Origin of the sequence: Thermopetrobacter sp. TC1 (assembly GCF_000746275.1) — a bacterium.
In the GTDB taxonomy this organism is placed as follows: Bacteria; Pseudomonadota; Alphaproteobacteria; order Rhizobiales; family Aestuariivirgaceae; genus Thermopetrobacter.
This window is the reverse complement of sequence record NZ_JQKX01000003.1, coordinates 1-22103: the sequence shown is the minus strand read 5'-3', so window position 1 is coordinate 22103 and position 22103 is coordinate 1. Positions and strand designations below refer to the sequence as shown.

Annotated in this window: 19 protein-coding genes, 1 tRNA gene and 1 pseudogene; 12 read left to right on the top strand and 9 right to left on the bottom strand. The window is 61.2% G+C overall.

The window, feature by feature from the left end; genetic code table 11:
• Window positions 1-515: 515 nt before the first annotated feature.
• Window positions 516-591: transfer RNA gene (locus EK16_RS00445), tRNA-Val, on the top strand.
• An 81-nt stretch (window positions 592-672) separates the two neighbouring features.
• A complete protein-coding gene (locus EK16_RS00440) occupies window positions 673-2010 on the top strand; it encodes a mechanosensitive ion channel family protein (protein WP_051928703.1) in 1338 nt (445 codons plus the stop codon).
• Window positions 2011-2046: 36 nt separating this feature from the next.
• On the opposite strand, the gene EK16_RS00435 is transcribed toward EK16_RS00440, so the two are convergent.
• Window positions 2047-3174: a DUF898 family protein gene (locus tag EK16_RS00435; protein ID WP_038033520.1), complete on the bottom strand. Its 1128-nt coding sequence runs from the start codon at window positions 3172-3174 to the stop codon at window positions 2047-2049.
• A gap of 364 nt (window positions 3175-3538) precedes the next feature.
• Complete coding sequence (locus EK16_RS00430) at window positions 3539-4243, bottom strand: outer membrane protein (RefSeq protein WP_038033518.1); 705 nt, start codon at window positions 4241-4243, stop codon at window positions 3539-3541.
• A 590-nt stretch (window positions 4244-4833) separates the two neighbouring features.
• Here EK16_RS00430 and EK16_RS00425 point away from each other — a divergent pair.
• The 5 genes from EK16_RS00425 to lpdA all read left to right on the top strand — a co-directional run bounded on the left by EK16_RS00425 (window position 4834) and on the right by lpdA (window position 10956).
• Window positions 4834-5154, top strand: coding sequence for an FtsB family cell division protein (locus EK16_RS00425; protein WP_197059555.1), 321 nt, complete (start codon window positions 4834-4836; stop codon window positions 5152-5154).
• A gap of 170 nt (window positions 5155-5324) precedes the next feature.
• Window positions 5325-6377, top strand: a complete 1053-nt coding sequence (gene pdhA, locus EK16_RS00420; protein ID WP_038033516.1) for a pyruvate dehydrogenase (acetyl-transferring) E1 component subunit alpha — start codon at window positions 5325-5327, stop codon at window positions 6375-6377.
• Window positions 6378-6394: 17 nt separating this feature from the next.
• Window positions 6395-7951, top strand: coding sequence for a pyruvate dehydrogenase complex E1 component subunit beta (locus EK16_RS00415; RefSeq protein ID WP_038033514.1), 1557 nt, complete (start codon window positions 6395-6397; stop codon window positions 7949-7951).
• Window positions 7952-7956: 5 nt separating this feature from the next.
• The gene (locus tag EK16_RS00410) at window positions 7957-9441 is read left to right on the top strand and encodes a pyruvate dehydrogenase complex dihydrolipoamide acetyltransferase (protein WP_038033513.1); all 1485 of its coding nucleotides are present in this window, start codon (window positions 7957-7959) and stop codon (window positions 9439-9441) included.
• A 120-nt stretch (window positions 9442-9561) separates the two neighbouring features.
• The gene (lpdA, locus tag EK16_RS00405; RefSeq protein WP_038033512.1) at window positions 9562-10956 is read left to right on the top strand and encodes a dihydrolipoyl dehydrogenase; all 1395 of its coding nucleotides are present in this window, start codon (window positions 9562-9564) and stop codon (window positions 10954-10956) included.
• A 173-nt stretch (window positions 10957-11129) separates the two neighbouring features.
• On the opposite strand, the gene EK16_RS00400 is transcribed toward lpdA, so the two are convergent.
• A complete protein-coding gene (locus EK16_RS00400) occupies window positions 11130-11450 on the bottom strand; it encodes a heavy metal-binding domain-containing protein (protein ID WP_038033511.1) in 321 nt (106 codons plus the stop codon).
• 205 nt (window positions 11451-11655) lie between these two features.
• On the bottom strand, window positions 11656-12585 hold the full coding sequence (locus EK16_RS00395; protein WP_051928701.1) for an alpha/beta hydrolase: 930 nt from the start codon (window positions 12583-12585) through the stop codon (window positions 11656-11658).
• A 334-nt stretch (window positions 12586-12919) separates the two neighbouring features.
• On the opposite strand from EK16_RS00395, the gene EK16_RS00390 reads away from it, so the two are divergent.
• The gene (locus EK16_RS00390; protein WP_231573547.1) at window positions 12920-14341 is read left to right on the top strand and encodes a replication-associated recombination protein A; all 1422 of its coding nucleotides are present in this window, start codon (window positions 12920-12922) and stop codon (window positions 14339-14341) included.
• Between the two features lie 61 nt (window positions 14342-14402).
• Here the strand turns inward: EK16_RS00390 and EK16_RS00385 are convergent, their stop codons facing one another.
• The 3 genes from EK16_RS00385 to nhaD all read right to left on the bottom strand — a co-directional run bounded on the left by EK16_RS00385 (window position 14403) and on the right by nhaD (window position 17696).
• Window positions 14403-15146 carry a haloacid dehalogenase type II gene (locus tag EK16_RS00385; protein WP_038033509.1) on the bottom strand — a complete coding sequence of 248 codons (744 nt, stop codon included), beginning with the start codon at window positions 15144-15146 and terminating at the stop codon, window positions 14403-14405.
• A gap of 71 nt (window positions 15147-15217) precedes the next feature.
• The gene (locus EK16_RS00380) at window positions 15218-16345 is read right to left on the bottom strand and encodes a M14 family metallopeptidase (protein ID WP_038033505.1); all 1128 of its coding nucleotides are present in this window, start codon (window positions 16343-16345) and stop codon (window positions 15218-15220) included.
• A 46-nt stretch (window positions 16346-16391) separates the two neighbouring features.
• Window positions 16392-17696: a sodium:proton antiporter NhaD gene (gene nhaD / locus EK16_RS00375; protein WP_038033542.1), complete on the bottom strand. Its 1305-nt coding sequence runs from the start codon at window positions 17694-17696 to the stop codon at window positions 16392-16394.
• Between the two features lie 931 nt (window positions 17697-18627).
• On the opposite strand from nhaD, the gene ndk reads away from it, so the two are divergent.
• From ndk to EK16_RS00355, 4 genes are all read left to right on the top strand, one after another.
• The gene (gene ndk / locus EK16_RS00370) at window positions 18628-19050 is read left to right on the top strand and encodes a nucleoside-diphosphate kinase (protein WP_038033503.1); all 423 of its coding nucleotides are present in this window, start codon (window positions 18628-18630) and stop codon (window positions 19048-19050) included.
• A gap of 287 nt (window positions 19051-19337) precedes the next feature.
• Window positions 19338-19955: a queuosine precursor transporter gene (locus EK16_RS00365; protein WP_231573546.1), complete on the top strand. Its 618-nt coding sequence runs from the start codon at window positions 19338-19340 to the stop codon at window positions 19953-19955.
• Window positions 19956-20476: 521 nt separating this feature from the next.
• Window positions 20477-20773 (top strand): integration host factor subunit alpha, encoded by a 297-nt coding sequence (locus EK16_RS00360; protein WP_038033500.1) that lies wholly within the window; start codon window positions 20477-20479, stop codon window positions 20771-20773.
• A gap of 162 nt (window positions 20774-20935) precedes the next feature.
• The gene (locus EK16_RS00355) at window positions 20936-21466 is read left to right on the top strand and encodes a MerR family transcriptional regulator (protein ID WP_038033498.1); all 531 of its coding nucleotides are present in this window, start codon (window positions 20936-20938) and stop codon (window positions 21464-21466) included.
• A gap of 65 nt (window positions 21467-21531) precedes the next feature.
• Here the strand turns inward: EK16_RS00355 and EK16_RS00350 are convergent, their stop codons facing one another.
• Window positions 21532-21939: an IS5 family transposase gene (locus tag EK16_RS00350; protein ID WP_231573548.1), complete on the bottom strand. Its 408-nt coding sequence runs from the start codon at window positions 21937-21939 to the stop codon at window positions 21532-21534.
• Window positions 21915-22103: pseudogene (locus tag EK16_RS12460) on the bottom strand (IS5/IS1182 family transposase); the annotation flags it as partial. The gene EK16_RS00350 and the pseudogene EK16_RS12460, both read right to left, overlap by 25 nt.

Genomic DNA, 22103 nt, shown 5'->3' with positions numbered 1-22103 from the left:
GGCCTTTCTTTCATACTACACGACACACCGTTTCCATCTTTCTCGTCACCCCGGCGAAAGCCGGGGTCTCGGGCCGCAAACTCATGCGTTTGTGGCCTGAGATACCGGCTTTCGCCGGTATGACGATACAAGTGTCGTGTAGTGTGCTCGGGCCGCTAACTCATGAGTGAATGGCCTGAGATACCGGCTGATCTACGGTATGACGATGCATGTGTCGTTTAGCATGCGGGACAAGATCGGATATGGTATAAGTGATTGATTAGACAAGTAAAAATAGCTATCTTCCAAGTTTGGCAAGGATGGAAGCATGCCTTGGTGAAAACATTTGTTTAGTATCAGTTTGGCATGTGAATAATCACCTTCTTCATGGTGAAAATCACTCGTAATGCATAAAGCAATTTAATTGGGCGCAGCTGCGCAGCCGCAGGGATCACGCAAAATGAAGGGGGCACGTGCCGGGTTCTGACGGCGGGTTGAAGAGAGCGGGGTTTGTCGCTAATACATGCGGCGAGGGTGGGCGGTTAGCTCAGCTGGTAGAGCATCTCGTTTACACCGAGAGGGTCGGCAGTTCGAGTCTGTCACCGCCCACCATTTTCATATTCCGAAGGGCTAACGCGCCGTATTCCTTCCGGTCATCATGCCCGGTCAGGAACATTTCCAGGCAGGCGGGTCATGGCTTCTCTTTCCGCATGGACGGCACGGCTATCCGAGTGGCGCGATGTCGTCATCGACCGCCTCGTCACCTGGTTCACCTCTCCCGCGTTCTACGGTCAGATCGCCGCCATTCTCATCGCCCTGATCCTGGCCTGGATCACCGCGCGCCTTGTCAAGAAGCGCGTGCCTTTCTTTGGTGAGGCCCCCGAGATCAGAGCGAAGGGACTTCTTGCCAAACTCATTCGGATTCTCTTGCGCTTTCGCGATCTTCTCTGGCCGTTTCTGGCCGTGGCCTTTCTGGCGGTGGCCATTTCCGTATCCGATGCGGCACTGGGCCGGTCATGGCTGGTGCGGCTGGCGCAGTCCGCCGCGCTGATCTGGCTGCTTTATGAAGCGATCGATCGCGCAATCACCCATCCCATGCTGCGCACGCTGGCCATCTGGCTGGGTATTCCGGTGGCCACGCTGCACGTCTTCGGCTGGTATGACGATGTGGTGCGCGTGCTGGATGGCATCTCCCTCAGTGTCGGCAATATCCGCCTGTCGCTTTACTTCCTGATCAAGGCGGCGGTGTTCGGCGGGTTGTTCTTCTGGCTGGGACGCATCACCACCGAGGCGGGGCAGGGGGCGATCCGCCGGCAGGAGAGCCTGGACAGGCCCACGCGGGAGCTGTTTGCCAAGCTGTTTGAGCTTGCGCTTTATGCCGTCATCTTCATTCTGCTCATGCAGGTCCTGGGGCTGGACCTCACCGCCCTGGCCATTTTCGGCGGCGCCATTGGCGTGGGCCTGGGCTTCGGTCTGCAGCAGATCGCCGCCAATTTCATTTCCGGCATCATCATCCTGCTGGAGCGCTCGATCACCGTGGGTGATTACATCGAGCTGGAGGATGGCAAGGCGGGCGTGGTCAAGCAGGTGAACATGCGCTCAACCACGCTGGAGACCTTTGACGGCAAGGAGATCATCGTTCCCAACGAGAAGTTCATCACCACCCGCTTCATCAACTGGACGCATGACGATCCGCGCCAGCGTTATGAGGTGGAGTTTCTCGTCGATTACGAGACCGACCTGCACAAGGTGCCGGAGATCGTGGAACAGGCGGTCTCGCGTCATCCCCGTGTCCTGCAACAGCCGGAAAAACCCGATTGCGAGCTCAGGGAATTCGGGGAATACGGCGTGCGCTTTGCCGTGGAATTCTGGGTCGAAGGCATCGACGACGGCCCGAACAAGTTTTCCTCCGACGTGCTGTTTCTGATCTGGGATGCGCTGAAGGAAAACGATATCCGCATTCCCTATCCGCGCAAGGAAGTGACCATCATCGACCGGCGAACGGTGGCGAAAGGCGCAGCGTCTTCGTGATGTTTTCAGCACCCCGTGCCGGGGGATCGAAACCGATTACAGACCGTCGATATGCAAGAGACTGGCAAGGCCCTCGCCGGGGGCTTCGCCGGTTTCCTCATGCGGCTTGAGGGCGGCGGGCATGATTTTTCCCTTCACGTTCAGATGAGTGACGAGAATGCCAAGAACATCGGCCAGCACCATCGGCGCCAGAACCCCGAAGGACAGCAGCATTTTCACCGCCCGCTTCAGGAACAGATGGAACATGCTGCGGGGGGTCATGGTCATGTGCAGGGTCAAGGGGCCGATGCGCGTGCCGTTGACAAGCACGTTGATCTCCTCCGCCTTGTAGGAGAGCAGGGCCGGCAAGAGCACAAGCAGGGCAAGCGCCAGGGCGAGGGCGGAAGGTTGCGCGAGCGTGGCGAGGAGCGAGCGGGTCTGGGCGAGATCCGAAATGAGCCAGATGCCGCAGGCCAGCGCCGGCACGCCTGTGAGCCAAAGAGGAAGAAAGCGCGGCAAAAGCGCGCGCCAGTCGGCATTCAGGGCAAAGCGCACACCGCCAAAATGCATGCCATCCACCAGCATCTTGCGCAGGCGCACCTGCCGCCAGGGCCAGGCGAGGCCAAGCGAGAGCAGCACGACAAGACCGGTGATGAGATAGGCATTGGCATAGGCGAGGGCGTTTCCGCTCAGGCCGCCGCCGATATGGCACCAGCGGGTGCGGCGCAGGCGAAAGGCCCAGGCCAGGTGCAGGGCAAGCGCCCTGATCCAGAATCCGGCAATGGCGGCGGGAATGCCCCACAGCGCGGCAAGCCAGGGATCATTGCCGGAAGAAGCGCGCACGAAGCCGTGCCAGAGGGCGGCGATGAGCGTGAAGGGCCCGAGCATGACAAGAAAGCCGGCAAAAAGCTCGCGCCCCGTTCCGGTATAGCGCAAGGGCACATCGTTGATGCGCACCGCCTGCCAGAGCACGCGGCGCAGTTCCGCCTTGCCGAAGGGATGATAGAGCCCGAGAGTGACAAGGTTGAGCAGGGCGTGATGCAGGGAAAAATGCAGCATGTGCGCAGGACGCCGCCAGGAGACGCGTATGCGCATGGGCTTTTGTGCCACTTCGCCCTCAAGCGGCGGACAGCCTCGGGCTTGTTGCGCCTCCTGCAAGGGGGGATCGGCCGCAGTGTCCTGCATTGTCATTCAAGCAAAGCTCAAAAAATGTGCCTTTCGGGTGCCATGCTCTTTGTGCGCAAAGGCAGGGCGCGTGACAAGGAAAAATGCTGGTTGCGCAATGAACTCGGTGCTCATGCTCGGCCCGGCCTGTTTCTGTTACAGCCTTTCGCGTGGTGATGACGTGCCCCGCAATCACGAGACCGGTGCATAAAAAAGACCGGCCCGAAGGCCGGTCATGAACGTGGGAGTGGGGATGGATCAGATCCCCAACGGTAAATTCCCTGGGTCTTTTGCACCACGGCGACAAGATCAATGATCCTGTGACATGCACACGTGGTGTGCTCATGGTTTTGGCTGGCTGGCGTCAGCCCTTGTCTTGTTCCGTTCAGAACTTGTAGGACAGCCCGAGCTGGATGATGTGACTGGTATAGTCCACCTTGGAAGACCGGGTGTGGCTGTAGCTCGCCTTGCCGTAGTCGGTGTAGCGATACTGAATGCGCGCGGAGGTGCGCTCGAAAATCTGCATTTCCACACCGGCGCCCACGGTCCAGCCCACGCGCGTGTCGTTTTTCCAGTTGGTGCCGCCGGTGGTGGGCTCATAGCGGGCCTGCATGCGGCCGATGGCGAGACCGCCGGTGAGGTAGGGCATGTAGCCGCCCATGTCCATGCCGAAACGGGCGCGGACGGAGGAATCGAAATTCTGCTTGAAGTGATAGACCTCGCCGGCCCCACCGCCGCTCAAGTGTTTCTTGTGCGCGGTAACGGCATTCACATCCGCCTCAAGCCCCGCATAGAACCCGGAGCCGAAATCGAAGCCGTAACCGGCGTAAAGCCCGCCCGCGAAGCTGGTGGGATGGGTGACGAAGCTGGATGAATAGGCGGGGATGGACACATCACCCCGGCCGATGACCGCGCCCAGCTGCAGGCCGGCATAGAACCCATCCCACGGCGATTCCTGCGCCACGGCACCGGAAACCGAAGCCGCCAGCACGGCTGCGAAAGCGAAAGCACGCGTGAGAACCCCCTTCATGACACACTTCTCCTTCTCGTCATCGACGGCAAACGGACATGGCTCCGTCTTTTCCGGCATATGCCGCGTTACTCATTGGCGGACGGAACCGTGACATGGGCAGGAAATCCTGAATCATGTCCTCCCCACCAATGCATGAAAGCCGGATATCGCTGCCGCTTCATTTCTGGTGGATCGGAGACCATCAGCGAAAATGTCGCTTCCATTCGGTTTTAGGTATGCGCTCCTTCTCCCGTTTTGCCGTTCACCGTCTTTTTCAGATGGATTGGAAATTCGAAAGAGGATGACATGCCCCTGACATGCAGAAGCATGTTTTTGATGGCAGCCATTGGCAATGGCCGGCCAAGATCCGTTGCCCAGGGACCCGGAGAAGGTGCCATTGCCACAGAGGCCCGATCCCCTCTTTTTCGTTTCCACCACCTGACGTTGCTTCAATGGGTGATTCTTATATACTCTCAATAATTGTCAATTGGTTATCGGGTCACGATAAGAGAGAAAGATAAGAATTAGAAATTGTGTTGCGTTGAAGACACACATGGTTCTGATTGAGAAAGGCTGGTGGCAGAATCGCAGTTTTGAGGATTGATTAACCATCCCCTGACATGGTTGGAACGAGACATTGACGCTTCAGATGCACCATGGGGGAGAACATGCGGCGCGCGGGCACACGGTTGGCGATCCTGGCGGTGATCCTGGCCGCATGGGCCTTTTTTGCCTGGCATGCCCACTATGGCACGCGCTCCTTTGCCTATCAGGCGCAGGTGCAGGCAAGGTTAGAGGAAACGCGGGCGAAGCTTGAGGCGGTGCGGGCGCGGCGCAAGCGGCTGGAAGCGCATAATGCCCTGTTACGGGCGGAAAGCCTCGATCCCGACATGCTGGACGAAATGGCGCGGCGCATGCTGGGTTTCGCCCGGCCCAGGGAACAGATCACGCTGCTTGCACCCGAACAGGCGGCTGAAGCCGGGCGGTGATCACGCGGTTTTCTCCTTGTTTCCAGCCTGTTGAACCAAAATCCGGTTAATTGACGGAAAGTCTATAAATTTCACGCGGTTGCGTGTAAACTCTCTTTATCGCTGCGAATCTGCACAAGCCTGGCCCGGAGGGGGCGGGCCTGTGATGCACGAGGGGAGAGATCACGCCCATGGCCAAACGCGCAAGCTCTGCACGCTCATCGAAAGGCGCCCGCAGGCGCGCATCACAGGCCGGTGCGGCACCGGCCGAATTCAGCCGCGAGGAGGAATTCTTCGCCCTGCGCACCATGCTGCTGGTGCGCCGCTTTGAGGAAAAGGCCGGCCAGCTTTACGGCATGGGATACATCGGCGGCTTCTGCCATCTCTACATCGGGCAGGAGGCGGTGGTCACCGGCGCCTTCATGGCCCGCAGGCCCGATGACGACATCATCACCTCCTATCGCTGCCATGGCCATGTGCTGGCCTCCGGCGCCGATCCCAAGGCGGTCATGGCCGAGCTGACCGGGCGGCTGCATGGTGTCTCCAAGGGCAAGGGCGGCTCCATGCACATGTTCAACGTGGCCGGGCATTTCTGGGGGGGGCACGGGATCGTCGGCGCACAGGTGCCGCTGGGCACCGGCCTTGCCTTTGCCGCGCGCTACACTGGCGAGAAGCGCGTGACCATGGCTTTCTTCGGCGAGGGGGCGGCCAATCAGGGCCAGGTCTATGAAAGCTTCAACATGGCCTCGCTGTGGAAGCTGCCCGTCGTTTATGTCATCGAGAACAACCGTTACGCCATGGGCACGGAAATTCATCGCGCCACGGCCAAGGCCGAGGAGCTTTACATGCGCGGCGCGCCCTTCGGCATTCCCGGCGAGCAGGTGGATGGCATGGACGTGCGGGCGGTGAAAGCGGCCTGCGAGCGGGCGCTTGACCATGCCCGCGCCGGCAAGGGGCCTTATGTGCTGGAGATGCAGACCTATCGCTATCGCGGCCATTCCATGTCGGATCCGGCCAAGTATCGCTCGCGTGAGGAGGTGCAGCGCATGCGCGAGGAACATGATCCCATCGAGCAGGTGCGCCGGCGCCTGCTGGAAAAGGGCTGGGCCACGGAAGATGAGCTGAAGGCCGTGGACAAGGAAGTGCGCGCCATTGTCTCGGAGGCGGCGGAATTCGCCATGGCCGATATCGAGCCGCCGGCCGAGGAGCTGTGGCGCGATGTCTATGCGCCGGTGAACGGATAAGGGAGGATCAGGCAGCCATGGCTCACGTCGTTCTGCTGCCGGCGCTGTCGCCGACCATGGAAACCGGCCGCATCGCCCGCTGGCTGGTGAAGGAAGGGGAGAAGGTCTCCCCCGGCACGGTGATCGCCGAGATCGAGACCGACAAGGCGACGATGGAACTGGAAACCGACGAGGAGGGTATCGTCGCCCGCATCCTTGTCCCTGAGGGCAGCGAGGGCGTTGCGGTGAACACGCCGATTGCCGTCATCGCCGATGAGGGTGAGGAGGTGGATGTTGAAGCCCTGCTTGCGGAAGTGGGCGCGGGGCAACAGCCCCGTGCGCAGGCAACGGCATCACAGGGCGCGTCCTCGGAAACGGCAGCCGGCACAGGGTCTGCAGCAGCGCAGGCAGAAGCAGTCGGTGCCTCCACAGCCGGAGATTCGGCATCCGGAGAAGGCGGGCCGGCAGCACCGGCGGTGCAGGGGGCGGCATCTGTTGCCACGCCGGTTTCCTCCGCCGTTTATGGTGATGGCGGGCCGGATCCTGAGCGCAATCTGTCCATTACGCCACCACCGCTTGCCGATCCGGAGCTGCCGGCGGATGTGGAATATGTGGAACAGACTGTGCGCGAGGCGCTGCGGGACGCCATGGCCGAGGAGATGCGGCGTGATGCGCGCGTTTTTCTGATGGGCGAGGAAGTGGGCGAATATCAGGGTGCCTACAAGGTCTCGCAGGGGCTTCTGGAAGAATTCGGGCCTGAGCGGGTGATCGACACGCCGATCACCGAATACGGCTTTGCCGGGCTGGGCACGGGCGCGGCCTTTGCGGGCCTGCGGCCCATTGTGGAGTTCATGACCTTCAACTTTGCCATGCAGGCGATCGACGCCATCATCAATTCCGCCGCCAAGCAGCGCTACATGTCGGGCGGCGAGGTTTCCGTGCCCATCGTCTTCCGCGGGCCCAATGGCGCAGCGGCGCGCGTGGCCGGTCAGCACAGCCAGGACTATGCCTCCTGGTATGCGCACATTCCGGGGCTGAAGGTGGTGATGCCCTATACGGCGGCGGACGCCAAGGGCTTGCTGAAAGCGGCCATCCGCGATCCCGATCCGGTCATCTTCCTCGAAAACGAAATTTTGTATGGCAAGAGCTTTCCGGTGCCGAAGGTGGAGGACTGGGTCTTGCCCATCGGGCGGGCGCGCATTGCGCGTGCGGGCACGGATGTCACCATCGTCTCCTTCGGCATCGGCATGACCTATGCGCTGGAAGCCGCGGATATTCTGGCGGAAGAGGGCATATCGGCCGAGGTCATCGATCTGCGCAGCCTGCGGCCCATGGATGTGCCCGCCATCATCGAAAGCGTGAAGAAAACCAACCGGCTGGTGACGGTGGAGGAGGGCTGGCCGGTGTGTTCCATCGGCGCGGAGATCGCGCGGCGGGTGATGCAGGAAGCCTTCGACTGGCTGGATGCGCCGGCGCTGACCGTCACCGGGAAGGATGTGGTCATGCCCTATGCCGCCAATCTGGAGCGCATGGCGCTGCCGTCGGTCGATGAGGTCGTGGCCGCCGCGAAGGCCGTTCTCTACAGGGAGGCGTGAGATCCATGGCCATTGCCATTCGCATGCCGGCGCTTTCGCCCACCATGGAGCATGGAAAGCTGGCGAAGTGGCACATCAGGGAGGGCGATCATGTCGCCGCCGGTGACGTCATCGCCGAAATCGAAACCGACAAGGCCACCATGGAAGTGGAGGCCGTGGATGAAGGCGTGGTGGCGAAACTTATCGTGCCGGAAGGGGCGGAGAACGTGCCGGTGAATGCGGTCATCGCCGTTCTCGCCGAAGACGGCGAAAGCCCCGATTCCATCGACATCGATGCCCTCATCGCCGGCCAGGAGAAAGGCGAAGAGAAAGCCACGAACGAGACGGCCACAAAGGATGCAGCCGCAAGCACTGAAGCGGCGGCCTCTTCACCCCGGGCAAACGAAGGGGCGAAGGCCGCTGCACCGGCAGCCTCTTCACAAACGCCGAAGACGGCGGCATCGGCTGCATCGGCGACCTCAGGGGTTTCGCCGCAGGCGGCAGCGGCAGCTGCGGGCACACATACAGGAGGAGCCGGTCCTGCCGGCGGCTCTGGCGGTGAGCGGAAGCGCATTTTCGCTAGCCCGCTGGCGCGGCGGCTGGCGAAGGAGCATGGCATCGATCTTTCCCTGATCACGGGTTCGGGCCCCCGCGGGCGCATCATCAAGCGCGATGTGGAAGAGGCCATCGCCAGGGGTATTGCAGCAAAGGCGGCACCTGCAGCTGTGGCGCCTGCGGCCGTGGCGGGCGGTCTGCCGGCGGGCATGAGTGATGCGGAGATTTTCGCCCTATATCCCGAGGGCTCCTATGATCTTCTGCCCGTCGATTCCATGCGCCGCACCATTGCCGAGCGGCTGACCCTTTCCAAGCAGACGGTGCCGCATTTCTATCTCACCGTCTCCTGCGCGCTCGACCGGCTGCTGCAGGCCAGGGCGCGCATCAATGATTCCGCGCCCAAGGGGGAGGACGGCAAGCCGGCATGGCGGCTGTCGGTCAACGATTTCATCATCAAGGCCTGGGCCATGGCCCTGCGCCGGGTTCCGGATGCCAATGTCACCTGGAGCGGACAGGGCCTGTTGCGCCATCATCAGGTGGATGTTTCCGTGGCGGTGGCCATCGAGGGCGGGCTGATCACGCCGGTGGTGCGGCAGGCGGATGAAAAGGGGCTTGTGGCCATTTCGCAGGAGATGCGCGATCTTGCCGCGCGGGCGCGGGCGCGCAAGCTGATGCCGGAGGAGTATCAGGGCGGCAGCACCTCCATTTCCAATCTCGGCATGTTTGGCGTGGAGCAGTTCGCGGCGGTGATCAATCCGCCGCAGGCCACGCTGCTGGCGGTTGGCCGCGGCGAGCCGCGCCCGGTGGTGGAGGGCGGCGAGATCGTGGTGCGCACCATGATGACGGTCACGCTCTCTGTGGATCATCGCGCCGTGGATGGCGCCGTGGGCGCGCAGGCGCTCGCCGCCTTCAAGGCCTTCATCGAGGAACCGGCCCTGATGCTGGCTGGGGTGTGATAGATTCTGCCTTCTTCATCCGGGCTTGCCGTTTCACGCGCACACAGCAAGGGCCAGGCGGGAATTCCGATAACGGCCAAAGCAAAGGGCCGACAGAGCAAGGAGACACGGAGCCGGGACATGGCCGAAAATGCATTCGATCTCATCGTGCTGGGGGCGGGGCCGGGCGGTTATGTCGCCGCGATCAGGGCCGCGCAGCTGGGGCTGAAGACGGCGGTGGTGGAAGAAAAGCACCTGGGCGGCATCTGCCTCAACTGGGGCTGCATTCCCACCAAGGCCCTGCTGCGCTCGGTGGAAGTTCTGGAGCTGGCCCGGCATGGTACGGACTATGGCATCAGCGCGAAAGATGTCTCCTTTGATCTTGCGGCCATGGTGGCGCGTTCGCGCAAGGTGGCGCAGCGGCTGAGCAAGGGCGTTGCCCATCTTTTGAAGAAAAACGGCGTGCGTGTCATTCGCGGGCGCGGGCGGCTTTTGGGCCCGGGCCGCATGAAGGTTTCGGGCGAGGATGCCGGAGACTACACCGCCCCGCACATCATCATCGCCACAGGCGCGCGGCCGCGGGTGGTGCCTGGGCTTGAGCCGGACGGCCGCCTGATCTGGACCTATTTCGAGGCGCTCAAGCCCGATCGCCTGCCGCGCTCGCTGCTTGTTGTCGGCTCCGGCGCCATTGGCATGGAGTTCGCTTCCTTTTATGCCAGCCTCGGGGTTGAGGTGACGGTTGTTGAGCTGCTTGAGCGCATCCTGCCGGCGGAGGATGCGGAAATCGCCGCCTTCGTGCACAAGCGCTTCGAGAAACGGGGCATTCGCATACTCACCGGTGCCAGGGTGACGGCGCTGGAAAAGGGCAAGGAGACAGTGACGGCCCGCATTGCGCTGGCCGATGGCGGCGAGGAGCGCCTGACGGTGGAGCGCGTGCTCTCCGCAGTCGGCGTTGTGCCCAATGTCGAGGACATCGGGCTGGAGGAAGCCGGCGTTGTCGTGGAGAAGGGCTTTATCAAGGTGGATGGCCTGATGCGCACATCCGTGCGCGGTCTTTATGCCATTGGCGATGTCGCCGGGCCGCCGATGCTGGCGCACAAGGCGGAGCATGAGGGCATCCTCTGCGTGGAGGCCATTGCCGGGCTTGAGGTGCACCCCATGGATCCCCTGCGCATTCCGGCCTGCACTTATTGCCATCCGCAGGTGGCTTCTGTGGGGCTGACGGAAGAGGCGGCGAAAGAGCGCGGCATTGAGGTGCGCGTGGGGCGCTTTCCCTTCCTGGCCAATGGCAAGGCCATTGCGCTGGGCGATGATCAGGGGCTTGTGAAAACCATCTTTGATGCCAGAACGGGCGAGCTCATCGGCGCGCACATGGCGGGGCCGGAGGTGACGGAAATGATCCAGGGCTTTGTCATCGCCATGGGCCTTGAGACCACGGAAGAGGAGCTGATGCACACGGTCTTTCCGCACCCGACCCTGTCGGAGACCATGCATGAATCGGTGCTGGCCGCCTTCGGCCGCGCCATTCATATCTGACGATCCGACATCGGCATTTTCAGGTCAGCATGACCTTGCAGGGAAAGCGGCGTGGCCCGCTCCGGTCTGTCTGGGCGCCCTGCAAGGCAGGCCGGATGCTGATCAGGGTATGTTCCCGTTTCCATTGGAGGCAGGACGCGGATGCGGCTTGACGTGTTCGTAAGAGAGGACGTCTAATCCACCACGACCGCCGTGCCGCAGGCGGTCACCATGAGCATGGAGCTGCCCTGTCCTACCGTTTCATAATCGATGTCCACACCCACCACGGCATTGGCGCCCAGTGCCAGCGCCCGTTCCGCCATTTCCTGCAGGGCTTCATCACGCGCATCCTGCAGCACCTTCTCGTAGGCCCCGCTGCGACCCCCCACGATGTCGCGGATGCTGGCGAACAGGTCACGAAAGATGTTGGCGCCCATGATCGCCTCGCCGGCAACGATGCCCCGGTATTCGATTATGCGATGTCCATCGACGAATGGGGTGGTGGTGATCAGCATGATGCCCTCCCGCGTAATGCGATCTCCTTATGAAACCTATGCGAAGAGTGTTAAGGCGGGCTTAGTGGGGCTGTGGTGATGAGGCATTAACCACCTGCAGTTACGATTTTCCTCATCGCCTTGCCGAAGAAGCCGTAAGGGAACCATCCCGCGCAAAAGGCGGGGGGCGGGCCTTACTCTTCCTAAAATGCGATAATGACCGTTATCAGGCGCCTTTCAGGAAGGCGGCGATGGCATCAGCGGCGTCCTCGGCGGCGAAATCGCGGAAGAAGTGATCGGCATCCTCGATCACGCGCAAGGTGATGCGCTTGCCGTCCGCCAGCGGCTTCACCTTCTCGATCAGGCCCTCAACCACGGTGTCCTCGCTGCCGGCGATCACAAGCGTGGGCAGGGTGATCCTTTTCAGCCAGAAAGGGGTGTCCAGCTCCGGGCGCGGGGCATGGTAACTCAGGAAACTCTCCGGCGTGGCCCGCGCATTCTTGCAATAGAGGATGCCGGGCAGATCCATGGGTTCATTGCCGTGGCCCTTGCGGGCGAAATCCGCAGCCTGATCGAGCATGGGCCCAAGCGGTGTGCCGAAGCGCGTCTGATAGGTCTTGGCGGCGCGGTCGGCATCAAAGGTCATGGGCGCGAGCAACACGACCTTCTTGACCGCCGGATCCGCGCGTGTTGCCGCATACCAGGCCACCTGATTGCCGCCGCGGGAATGGCCGAACAGCCAGATGGTTTTTGCCCCTTGCGTCTTCAGCCAGTCCACCCAGGCGGCAATTTCCGCAACCGCATCCTCATGGCGATGGCGCATGGGCTGATTGCAGTCATACATGTTGTGGCGATTGGATATGCCTAAGGAGAGGTTGATGGCCAGGGTGTTGATGCCGCGCTCCTTCAAAAGCTCTTGCAGGGTGGCGATGAGCTCCATGCGGTTATGCGCCAGCGTGCCGTGAACCATCAGCAGAACACCGTCGGCAAGGCTCTTGCCTTCGGCCAGTTCGAGATTGCCGTTCAAGACAAGCTGGCCAAAGGGGATGCGCACTTCCTTCGCCTGCGCCTGCAGGGGCAAAAGACCCAGCATGAGAATGACGGAGACAAGCGCAGCAAGCCGCCTGATGGCATGGCTAAGAGCGGATGTGATCATGGCCTGTTCGTTTCCTCCCTTATAAGCCGCATGAGATCAGGCTTTCAGGCCCGATTTTTGCGGCCTTTATCATTATGCTTGATCGGGCTCCACACTGCACGACACAACGTTGCCATCTTACTCGTCACCCCGTAGATCAGCCGGGGCCTTGGGTCGTAAACTCATGCGTTTGTGGCCTTAGATACCGGCTTTCGCCGGTATGACGGTATAAGTGTCGTGTAGCGCGATCAGGGCCAGCATAGCCGTCTGACGCTTTTCTTGCCAGAGGCCGAATGTTGCAGAAGCGATGCGTGTGGCGTAATCTGCCTTTGGGTGGAACATTTGGAGAATATCGATGCCCTCTATGGATGAGCGCGATCTGTTCTTCGGCCTTGATGCCAATGCGCCGGCGGGTGATGCCGGGGCCGGAGCGGAAAATCAGAGAGCAGCGCGCGCCAGTGAGGCCGGGCAGGCCGATCATGGCGGGCCGGTTGCGGATGGACGGCCGCTTGCCGATCGCCTGCGTCCGCAGCGGCTTGAAGACGTGGTGGGACAGGCGCACATCACCGGCGCGGACGGACCGCTCATGCGCTGGTTGCAGCGCGGGCATCTGCCCTCGCTGATCCTGTGGGGGCCGCCGGGCACCGGCAAGACCACCATCGCCCGCCTCATCGCCGGGGCGGTGGAGGGGCATTTCGAGCAGATCTCGGCCATTTTCACCGGCGTGGCCGAGTTGAAAAAAGTCTTCGCCGCGGCGCGGGCACGAAAGGCGCGCGGACGGCGCACGATCCTCTTCGTTGATGAAATCCATCGCTTCAACCGTGCCCAACAGGACAGTTTCCTGCCGGTGGTGGAAGACGGCACCATCACGCTGATCGGCGCCACAACGGAAAACCCCTCTTTCGAGCTGAACGGCGCGCTGCTTTCGCGCTGTCAGGTGCTGGTGCTGAAGCGGCTCGATGAAAAGGCCTTAAACATCCTGCTTGAGCGGGCCGAAAAGGCGCTGGGACGCCCCCTGCCGCTGACAACGGCGGCAAAACAGGCCCTGATTGCCATGGCCGACGGGGATGGGCGCGCGCTTCTCAACATGGTGGAGGCGCTGGCCGATGCCATGGGCCTGAAAGCTGAGCAGGAGGAGATTGATGCCGAGGCCCTGGCCGCGCTCGTGCAGAAGCGGCGGCCGCTTTATGACAAGGCGCAGGACGGGCATTACAATCTCATTTCGGCGCTGCACAAGTCCGTGCGCGGCTCGGATGCGGATGCGGCGCTCTACTGGCTGGCGCGCATGCTGGAGGCGGGCGAGGATCCGCGTTACATTGCGCGGCGCGTCATCCGCATGGCCAGCGAGGATATCGGCCTTGCCGATCCGCAGGCGCTGCCGCTGGCGCTGGCGGCGGCGGAGGCCTATGAGCGCCTCGGCTCGCCGGAAGGGGAGCTGGCCATTGCCCAGGCGGTGGTGCATCTGGCCTGTGCGCCCAAGTCAAACGCCGTCTATACCGCCTTTTCCGCCGCCATGACCGCCGCGCGCCAGACCGGTTCGCTGATGCCGCCCAAGCACATTCTGAATGCGCCCACGCGTCTTATGCGCGAACAGGGCTATAGCGCCGGCTATCTCTATGATCATGACCAGCCGGAAGGGTTTTCCGGGCAGGACTATTTCCCCGAAGAGATGGGCCGCCGCCAGTTCTACCGCCCGACGGAACGCGGCTTTGAGCGCGAAATCGCCAAACGCCTGGCCCATTGGGCCAGACTGCGCAGAATGCGCCAGAAAGGCTGAAACAGCCGGCGGCGGTTGTTTTCACGCCGGAGAAAATTCCTTTCCGGTTTGTCCCGGGAATTCATGACGATGGTGCCATCGCCCCCAGGTGGCGGGCGAGATCGGCGAGCGTGTCGAAGACGAAATCGGGCTGCGGCGGATTTTCCACCGGGCTGGTTGCGCCCCAGTCACCGCCATGGCGCAGGCTCTGACGGTCGATCCAGGCACAGCGCAATTTCAGGTGCTTGGCCGGCGCGATGTCATGAAACAGGCTCTGGGCCACATGCAGCACGTCATCGCGTTCAATGCCAAAATCTTTTTCCAGCCTTTCAAGGGCATAGCGGAAATTGTTGAGATCGGGCTTATAGGTGCCGATTTTCTCGGCGGTGAAAATGCCGTCAAAGGCGATCCCAAGCTTTTTCACCGATTCGGCAATGCCCGCCTCGTGGACATTGGAGAGGATGAAGAGCTTAAAGCCGGCCTCTTTCAGTGCGCGCAAGGCATCGGCGCTGTCAGGAAAGGCCGGCCAGTGGGGCAGGGAGCGGGCAAAGGCCGTGTGCATGTCAGGCGTGATGTTCGCAAGCGAAAATGCCAGGGTGAGCGCCTCATGAACCCGGCGCAGCACTTCATCATAGGGCAGGGCGGGATGTTCGGCCTCGATGCGGCTTTCGGCCTCGGCATAGGCGGCCAGCAGGCGCGGGCGGGTGATATCGCTGCGGCCTGCGGCGAGCAAGGCCGGCTGAAAGGCATCCCAGATGCCGGTTTCCCAGTCGATGAGTGTGCCGTAGCAATCAAAGATCAGCGCTTTCGGCCTTATCTCAGGCATGGCGATCCCTTGCGCGGTTGATGGCTTTCCCTCTCTCGTACCGTTCACGCCGGGGGCTGATTTCGTGTGCTCTAGTCTGTCATCATCTGACCGGGCGTGCGATCCGGCAAGGGGGTTTTGCCCTGAATCTTGGCGATCACGGCGCCGGGCTGCACCCATTTGTGCAAAGTGCGGGTGAAAAGCAGGCCAGATGTTTGCGCCGGCGCGGGCGTGCGCATGCCGGTTTGCGGATCGAGAATTTCGGCGATGGTCTCGCCGGTTTCGATCATGGCGCTTAAAGGACGGGTGAAAATGACAAGCCCGCCCACAGGGGCGCGCACCGGCTCGGTGGCGGCAAAGGGCGCGGCAAGGCCGGTAAAAGTCGGGATGCTGCGGGCGTGCGGATCATTCTCGGCGGCGGCAATAACACCGCGATGGACAAGCCAGGCATAGAGGGCGGCGGCATCCCTGGCGGCGAGATCGTCAGAGACATCCTGCGCCCCGCGCAGCTCCACGGTGACGGTATCAGGCAGATCAACCGCCACGCCCGCCTCACGCAGGGCAATGTAGGGCGCTGCCACGGTTTCCTCGAAGGCATTGCCGCCGGAATCGCGGCAGAGCATCACCACCTGCGCATCAAGAAGCGCGGCAAGCGGGGCGAGATCCGGCCAGCGATCCTTGTCCACATAAAGGTGCAGCAGGGCCTCGGCATCGGTGTGCAGGTCAAGGACCACATCGGCATCATGCGCCAGGGTCATGAGGAAATGCTTGAGGTATTCATCCGGCTGTTTGGGCGTGAATGCGGCCAGCCATTCCCTGACGATATCGCGCACACGCAGGACGTTGGCCGCGGGATCATCGCCGAAGGTCTCGCGCCGGGCGCACACGGCGGCGGAGGCATCCGGCCAGTGGCGGTTGAAGTTGCGCCCCGAGGGCAGGTGATAGCGCCCCAGGTGATGCCCAAGCAGCTCCTGCGCACCGCCCAAGGGATTGGCCTGCGGCACGAGAATGATTTCGCCCGAAATGCGCCCGTCTGTGTCCGCCTTTTCAAGCAGCGCGCGCAGGTGCGCGGCAACAAGCATGGCCGGTACTTCATCGGCGTGCATGGCCGCCTGAATATAGGCCTTGGGGCGGGCCCCCGCGCGGCCGAACCGGCAGACGGCCAGTTGCAGAGCATTGCCCGGTGTTGAGGGAACGGGCGTGTGGACTTCACAAGGCATGGGCGGATCTTCCGGTTTTCCCGTTTACGCCGGGCGGCCCTTTTCCTCAGAACAGGTGCGCGTTGAGGATACGGTGCACGGCGATGGAGGCGAAATAGCCCAGCGCCACCGCCCAGGTCCATTTCAGATGCTTGAAGAAGGTGTAATGCTCCCGCGCCAGGCCCATGAGGGCAACGCCGGCGGCAGAGCCGATGGAGAGCAGCGAGCCGCCAACACCGGCGGTGAGCGTGATCAGCAGCCACTGCCCGTCGGACATCTGCGGGTCCATGGTGAGCACGGCGAACATGAGCGGGATGTTGTCCACAATGGCCGAGAGAATGCCGATGATGGTGTTGGCCACGGTGGGGCCAAGGCCGACGTAGAGAATTTCGCTCATCTTGGCGAGATAGCCGATCACGCCCAGGCCCCCCACGGAGAAGATGACGCCGAAGAAGAAGAGCAGGGTGTCCCACTCGGTGCGCTCCATCACCTTGAAGGAATCGAGGAGGATGTCCCTGTTGTTGCCGATGCGGCGGCGGATGAAGACCTTGAAGATGTAGCTGAACACGGCGAGATAGCCGAGCCCCAGCATCATGCCCATTGCAGGCGGCAGATGCAGATAGTTCTTGAAGGACACCGCGGTGACGATGGTGGCGGCGAAAAGCCCGATGACGATCCAGGCGCCGCGCTTCATGTGCACGCTGCCCTCATGCGGCTCCGGCGTGATCTTGGGGATGGCGAAGGTCATGATCACCGCCGGAATGAGGAAATTGACCAGCGAGGGCAGGAAGATGGCGAAGAATTCACTGAATTCCAGCTTGCCCTTCTGCCAGACCATGAGGGTGGTGATGTCACCGAAGGGCGAGTAGGCGCCGCCGGCATTGGCGGCCACGACCACGTTGATGCAGGCGAGCGCAATGAAGGCCGGGCTTTTCATGCCCACGGCCATGACCACCGCGCCCAGCACCAGCGAGGTGGTGAGATTGTCCAGCAAGGGCGAGAGGAAAAAGGCGAGAAAGCCGGTGATCCAGAACAGCTTGCGGTAGCTCAAGCCCATGGAGACCAGCTTTTCCCGCAGGGCCAGAAACACGCCCCGCTCCTCCAGCGTGTTCACATAGGTGATGGCCACGAAGAGAAACAGAAACAGCTCGCCGTACTCAAGCAGGGTGTGCCGGGCCAGTTCGGTCACCTTTTCCTGCTGGGGCGTGCCCAGATAGGCAAGGCCGATGAGAAGCCAGATGAGGCCGGCGGCAAGCAGCACCGGCTTGGATTTGCGCATCTCCAGGGTCTCTTCGAAAATCACGAAGATATAGGCGATGATGAAAATGATGAGTGCGGCAATGCCAAAGGGGCTGGTGGTGAGATCCCGCAAATGGCTTTCGGCCTGTTCCATGGCAAGAGCGGCGTGAGCGAAAAACGGCAGAAGGATGAGGGCGAACAGGCCAGAAGCGATGCGCAGCATGGCTATCCTTTCCCGCTGGAAATTTGAGCGAAATGTCTGTCGGATCCCCTTTAAACAGGAGCAGGCCCGGCATGAACCGCACCGCCCGTTGCCGGCCTTAATGCAACCGCTTTGGCTGCAATGCAAGGGGGCGGGCAGGAATGGCGGGCAGAAGGGGGACGGATATCAACGGCTTTCTCCCGCTTTTCCCCATGCCTGTTCAAGAAAATTCAGGAAGCGTGCTGTTGACGCCAAATCGACCGAAGAAAAAAGACTTTCCATGAGCTAGGGGGTATTGCTTAACTCATTGATAAACAAAAGAAAACGTCATTGCCGGACTTATTCCGGCAATCCAGGGCCAAAAATGAGGCGTTTTTGGTGGGCGATGGTGCCCACCAGCAGGCTTGATTTGTGTCGTATGCTTTTTGATGGGAGGTTCCTCTCGAAAAATAGAGTCCCGAAGAACCAAATTTGACTGCCATCGCCGCATGCGTAAACCGCCCCTGGATACCCGGGACAAGCCTGGGTATGACGTAAGTAATTGATAATCAATACAAAAATAACAACCTCCCAAGTTTGGGCAAGGGGGGAATACTTGGATAAAGGCAGCTGCATAGCATGTGATCAATCACGCTCTTCATGGTGAAAATCATTCTCAATGTATAGGGTGATTTAATTGGACAATGGTGCGCTTTTCCCGGAGGCTCTTCCCCGGCCTCTCTTGCGGATCGCTCATGCTTGGGGCTATAAGCCCACATCGAATGCGGCCGCCGCGGCAAGGTGGCCGTTTCGCTTTGTCTGAAACGGATGAGGGCGCCGATCCATCACTGATCGGGCCGGGATAACAGCAAGGGGACAGTCAATCATGGTCGAGCGGACGCTCTCCATCATCAAGCCGGATGCCACCCGGCGCAACATCGTGGGCAAGATCATTGCCAAGATCGAGGAGGCGGGCCTGCGCATCGTGGCGCAGAAGCGCGTGCGCTGGACGCGCTATCAGGCCGAGCAGTTCTACGCCGTGCACAAGGACAAGCCCTTCTTCAACGATCTTGTCGAGTTCATGACTTCCGGGCCCATCGTCCTGCAGGTGCTGGAGGGCGAGAACGCCATTGCCAAATATCGCGAGGTCATGGGCGCGACCAACCCGAAGGAGGCAGCACCCGGCACCATCCGCGCCGAGTTTGCCGAAAGCATTGAGGCCAACTCCGTGCATGGATCCGACAGCCCGGAGAATGCGGCAAAGGAAATCGCCCTGTGCTTCGACGGTTCGGAGATCGTCGGGTAAACGGCAGGCAGGACTGTGGCGTGCCATCTGATGAAAAGCGCACGCCGTGATTGTGAATTGGGGCGTCGGCATCTTGAAAGATGCCGGCGTTTCCGTTTTTAGTCCCTTACGGTTCGGTGCCGCCCGGGGCGCGCCTGGCAAGGCCAAAAACTTAAGGTGCGAAAGCGCGGCGCGCGGCGGTCATTGCGGGCAATAAGGTTGAGGAGGGCAGGCGCATGCAGAACGCTTCTCCTGCAAGGCTTTCGGAAAGGACGCGTTTGCGTGGCATCATCGCCGGAATTGGGGCGATGACGGCGATCGTTGCGGTGTCCAATTTTCTCGTGCAGTTTCCGGTGCAGGCGAAGATCGGGCCGGTCAATCTTGCCGATCTGCTCACCTGGGCGGCGTTCACCTATCCGGTGGCCTTCCTCGTAACTGATCTCACCAACCGGCAGCTGGGCCCGAAGGCGGCGCGTGCGGTCGTCTATGCCGGTTTTGCCCTGGCGGTGATCCTCTCGGTGTGGCTGGCCAATTACCGGATCGCGCTTGCCTCCGGTTCGGCCTTTCTGGTGGCGCAGCTTCTGGATGTCTTCATCTTCAATCGCCTGCGCCAGAAGGCCTGGTGGCTGCCGCCGCTCGTTTCCTCCTTCATCGGCTCGCTTGTGGATACCTTCGTGTTCTTCTCGCTTGCCTTCTCGGCCGCCGCGGGCACGGTCATGGGCCTGAACGATGATTTCGCCACCGCGACAGCGCCGCTGTTTGGCATTCCGGGGCTTACCGAGGCGCCACGCTGGGTGTCCTGGGCGCTGGGTGATCTTGTGGTGAAAATGCTGATGGCGCTGGTCATGCTCGCGCCCTATGGCGCGCTGCGCAAGGCGCTGGATCACTGGTTTGCCGCCCGCGCCGCCGAGACAATTGCGCACTGAAGGGGCACATGCGGGATTGGGTGGTGCTCTGAACGGGGGCGGTTTTGCCTTGATGGTTCATAGACTTAACCGGAATCACACACTAACATTGCAAGGTCCGAACAGTTCGGCAGGGCATTCAACGCCGCCTACGGCATGAATGGCGGGGTCACACTACACGACACATTTATCGTCTTATTGTAGATCAGCCGGTATCTCAGGCCACAAACCCATGAGTTTGCGACATGAGACCGGGCTTCGCCAAGGTGACGAGAATAATGGCAATCTTGTATCGTGGAATGTGTAAATATCCATTTTTCTCATCTGCGGGCGGGGTCATCTTTTCGGGAATTTTCCCGGGATGACTGCGCTTTCGCCGGGTTGATGCGTTCAATGAGGAATTTGCGTCAAACCGTGCGGCACCTTGCTGAAAGGCCAGGGCAAGTCATTGATACTCAATGGCACTTGGTGGTCTGTGCATATTGACCGATGAAAACACCCGGTGCTAACCTGCCGCCCATCCAGGGAGTGTGAGGGGAAACATGGCGGGAAAAACGATCACACGGGCTGATTTAGGCGAGGCCGTTCACAGGCAGGTGGGCCTGTCGCGCAGTGAATCGCTTGATCTTGTCAATCAGGTCCTGAAAGAGATCAGCGATACCCTTGTGAAAGGAGAGACGGTGAAGCTGTCCTCGTTCGGCACTTTCGAGGTGCGCTACAAGAAGGAGCGCATCGGCCGCAATCCCAAGACCAAGGAGGAGGTGCCTATCACGCCGCGCCGGGTTCTCACGTTTCGCGCAAGCCAGGTGATGAAAAAACGCATCAACGGTGAATCCTGAAGGCCCTGATTCGCCTGGATTCGCCTGGCCGGTTCTGTCCGTTGCGTTTGCGGGTGTACATCACACAAAACCAGACACGCCTTGCGGGGCTGGGGCAGGGGCGGATGCGGCCGCGCGCCGGCATGGTGTGCCCGTAAATGCGCGCGATGAAGGGAGAGGACCATGGAGGACAAGGCGCCCGAGGCCTTCCGCACCATCTCGGAGGTGGCGGAACTTCTGGACGTGCCGCAACACGTCCTGCGTTTCTGGGAGACGCGCTTTTCACAAATCCGGCCGATGAAACGCGCCGGCGGCCGTCGTTATTACCGGCCGGAGGATGTCGATCTGCTAAGGGGCATCCGCGCCCTGCTCTATGGTGAGGGCTATACCATCAAGGGCGTTCAGAAGATCCTGCGCGAGAAGGGCGTGAAACACGTCATCGCCGTTGGCCGCGGCGAGGCGCGCCCTGAAATCGCCCCCGTTGGCGAGGCCCGTGCCATCCTGCCAAAAGCGGCGCGGGACGTCATCGAGCGACGGGAGGTCCCCCCGCAGGAACAGGCGGAAGAACCGGTTAAAAAACAGCCTGTTGAAGAAAGGTCTTCAATCTCTGTGACAGCAGCGGCTTCGGCTATGGAGCTGGAGGACCTGAAGCTGGCCCTGACCGATCTCGAGGCCGCCCGGCGCATGCTCCTGCGCACGCTGGAAGGCTTCTGAGCGAGACATATTGGTCCGCCCTGTCTCCTCTTATTACCGCGCGCTTGTCTAGGGCGTGTTTACATTTACCGCATCCAGATCATGGCTCCGCATAGACAGAGCATGGAGTAGAAAGAGAGAGCCGTTTTTTCATAACGTGTGGCAATGCGCCTGAAGTGTTTGATTTTGTTTATGAAACACTCAACCAGATGGCGTTCTTTGTAGATTTCTCTGTCATGGGGGATGGTAACTGTCCGGGAACGCTTCGAGGGAATCACCGTCTCACCACCAGCCCCGGCAATGAAGGCGCGCAGTTCGTTCGAATCATAGGCCTTGTCAGCCAGCACCTTGCTGAGGGAAAGGCCCTTGAGAAGATCAATGGCTTGCGCAATGTCGGCCACCTGACCGGCGGTGAGAATGAAACGCAGAGGATTGCCAAGCCCGTCGACAAGGACGTGGATTTTGCAGCTCAGCCCTCCGCGCGAGCGTCCGATGGCCTGATCCTGAGCCCCCCTTTTGCGCCGGCAGCATGCTGATGCGCCCGCACGATGGTGCTGTCGATGATCAGATATTCAAAGTCCGGATCTTCACGCAAGTGCTTGAAAAGGCGCTCCCAAACGCCCTTGCGCGACCACCGCCAGAAGCGGGTATAAACTGT

What these genes read in the sequence shown, in the direction of transcription:
- lpdA (WP_038033512.1), top strand. Translation starts at nt 9,562, where the DNA reads ATGGCCGAAAATGCATTCGATCTCATCGTGCTGGGGGCGGGGCCGGGC.
- EK16_RS00360 (WP_038033500.1), top strand. Translation starts at nt 20,477, where the DNA reads ATGGCGGGAAAAACGATCACACGGGCTGATTTAGGCGAGGCCGTTCAC.
- EK16_RS00355 (WP_038033498.1), top strand. Translation starts at nt 20,936, where the DNA reads ATGGAGGACAAGGCGCCCGAGGCCTTCCGCACCATCTCGGAGGTGGCG.
- EK16_RS00390 (WP_231573547.1), top strand. Translation starts at nt 12,920, where the DNA reads ATGCCCTCTATGGATGAGCGCGATCTGTTCTTCGGCCTTGATGCCAAT.
- EK16_RS00385 (WP_038033509.1), bottom strand. Translation starts at nt 15,146, where the DNA reads ATGCCTGAGATAAGGCCGAAAGCGCTGATCTTTGATTGCTACGGCACA.
- EK16_RS00435 (WP_038033520.1), bottom strand. Translation starts at nt 3,174, where the DNA reads ATGCAGGACACTGCGGCCGATCCCCCCTTGCAGGAGGCGCAACAAGCC.
- EK16_RS00415 (WP_038033514.1), top strand. Translation starts at nt 6,395, where the DNA reads ATGGCTCACGTCGTTCTGCTGCCGGCGCTGTCGCCGACCATGGAAACC.
- EK16_RS00395 (WP_051928701.1), bottom strand. Translation starts at nt 12,585, where the DNA reads ATGATCACATCCGCTCTTAGCCATGCCATCAGGCGGCTTGCTGCGCTT.
- EK16_RS00410 (WP_038033513.1), top strand. Translation starts at nt 7,957, where the DNA reads ATGGCCATTGCCATTCGCATGCCGGCGCTTTCGCCCACCATGGAGCAT.
- EK16_RS00440 (WP_051928703.1), top strand. Translation starts at nt 673, where the DNA reads ATGGCTTCTCTTTCCGCATGGACGGCACGGCTATCCGAGTGGCGCGAT.
- EK16_RS00430 (WP_038033518.1), bottom strand. Translation starts at nt 4,243, where the DNA reads ATGCCGGAAAAGACGGAGCCATGTCCGTTTGCCGTCGATGACGAGAAG.
- pdhA (WP_038033516.1), top strand. Translation starts at nt 5,325, where the DNA reads ATGGCCAAACGCGCAAGCTCTGCACGCTCATCGAAAGGCGCCCGCAGG.
- EK16_RS00425 (WP_197059555.1), top strand. Translation starts at nt 4,834, where the DNA reads ATGCGGCGCGCGGGCACACGGTTGGCGATCCTGGCGGTGATCCTGGCC.
- EK16_RS00380 (WP_038033505.1), bottom strand. Translation starts at nt 16,345, where the DNA reads ATGCCTTGTGAAGTCCACACGCCCGTTCCCTCAACACCGGGCAATGCT.
- EK16_RS00400 (WP_038033511.1), bottom strand. Translation starts at nt 11,450, where the DNA reads ATGCTGATCACCACCACCCCATTCGTCGATGGACATCGCATAATCGAA.
- EK16_RS00365 (WP_231573546.1), top strand. Translation starts at nt 19,338, where the DNA reads ATGACGGCGATCGTTGCGGTGTCCAATTTTCTCGTGCAGTTTCCGGTG.